At 67.2% G+C, this 1,407-nt stretch carries 1 protein-coding gene; it reads right to left on the reverse strand.

What is annotated here, in order from left to right:
• Positions 1–17: 17 nt before the first annotated feature.
• Positions 18–1,181 (reverse strand): IS110 family transposase, encoded by a 1,164-nt coding sequence (locus tag AB0F81_RS51260; RefSeq protein ID WP_360211779.1) that lies wholly within the window; start codon positions 1,179–1,181, stop codon positions 18–20.
• Positions 1,182–1,407 lie beyond the last annotated feature (226 nt).

The raw sequence follows: 1,407 nt of genomic DNA on the forward strand, positions 1-1,407 counted from the left end.
CATGGCGCCCCTCTGTGTCAAGAGGCGGTGAGGAGCGGTGTTCTATGGTGGTCTTCAGCGGGTCCGGGAAGTGACTTCTCCGAAGTGTCGGCCTGGGGGTTTGGGTCGGCCGCGCTGGATTGCAGAGTCGCCCCCGCTTGTCCTCCCGGGCCCGTCCTGAGCCGTTTGGCGTCAGTGGTCATCTGCCGGTAGACGACGTCGGAGAGCCTGCGTTTGAGGGCGCGCATGGCTTCCATGGTGGTCTTGCCCTCGGCGAGTCTGCGCCGGTAGTAGCGGCGTCCTTCGGTGTCGTTGCGCAGCTGGACCACGGCCATGATGTGCAGGACCCGGTTGATGCGCCGGTTGCCGGCCCGCGACAGGCGGTGCCGTTTCTGGTCGCCGGAGGATGCGTCGATGGGTGCGGTGCCGTTCCAGGAGGCGAAGTGGCCGCGGCTGGTGAATCGGCTGATGTCACCGATGTCGCCGATCAGGCGGGCGGCGCCGGACGGGCCGATGCCATGCAGTTGCTGCAGCTCACTGCCGGTTGAGGAGACCAGTTCGGTGAGTTCCGCGTTGGCGATCTTGATCTTCTTGTCGATGGTGACGAGTTCGTGGATGAGTTCGGAGGCCAGCCAGCGGCGGGTCTTGCCGACGACGTCGCGCGGGCGGACGGTGTTGAGCAGCGCCCGGGCCTGCTGGGCGGACAGGAACTTCTTCGCCCCGCCGGGGATCAGTTCCAGCAGCAGATGGTGCAGCCGGGACACGATCTCGGTGCGGGCATCGCCGAGCTGGTCGCGACGGTCAACGAGCAGCCGCAACGCCACGGTGGTGTCATCGATGGTGACCTGTCGCAGGTCAGGGGTGCGCAAGGCGACGACGGCGACGCTGTGGGCGTCGACCGGGTCAGTCTTGCGGCCTTGGCCGGTGGAGAACACCCGGGCGCGGGCAGACAGTTTCGCCGGAACGTCCAAGACGGTCTCGCCGTCGGCGACCAGCCGCTGGGCGACGTGCCGGCCGATGCCGTTGCAGCCCTCGACCGCCCAGATCCGGTCGGTGTGTTTGCGGCCGGCAGCGAGCATGGCCTGGTAGCCGTCGGTGTCGGTGCCGAACCGGCCCTTGGCTTGGACGCGTTCGCGCTGGTCGATGACCTCGATGGTGGCGGAGCGCTTGTGCGGGTCTACGCCGATAACTACCTGGCCCATATCGTTGTCCCTCCGTCGAGCCGACAATGTGTCGGCGGGAGGGCAGCGCTACTTTGAGCTGGGCAGTCCCCTCTTGAGCCACTCCGCGCCGCGGTGACCGGCAGAGCGCATGCCATGTGTGAGTCACACCGAAATGCCGGTGGACAGCCGCAAGAGAGTGTCCCGCCGGTCACCTCGACCAAGCCTGGCCGGGCTGCGGTCGTACGACCAGTAAATAAGTAGCCGC

The organism is Actinoplanes sp. NPDC024001 (assembly GCF_040638955.1).
Lineage (GTDB): Bacteria > Actinomycetota > Actinomycetes > Mycobacteriales > Micromonosporaceae > Actinoplanes.

Excerpts from the sequence above, each read along its gene's own strand:
- AB0F81_RS51260 (WP_360211779.1), bottom strand. The coding sequence starts at position 1,181 with ATGGGCCAGGTAGTTATCGGCGTAGACCCGCACAAGCGCTCCGCCACC.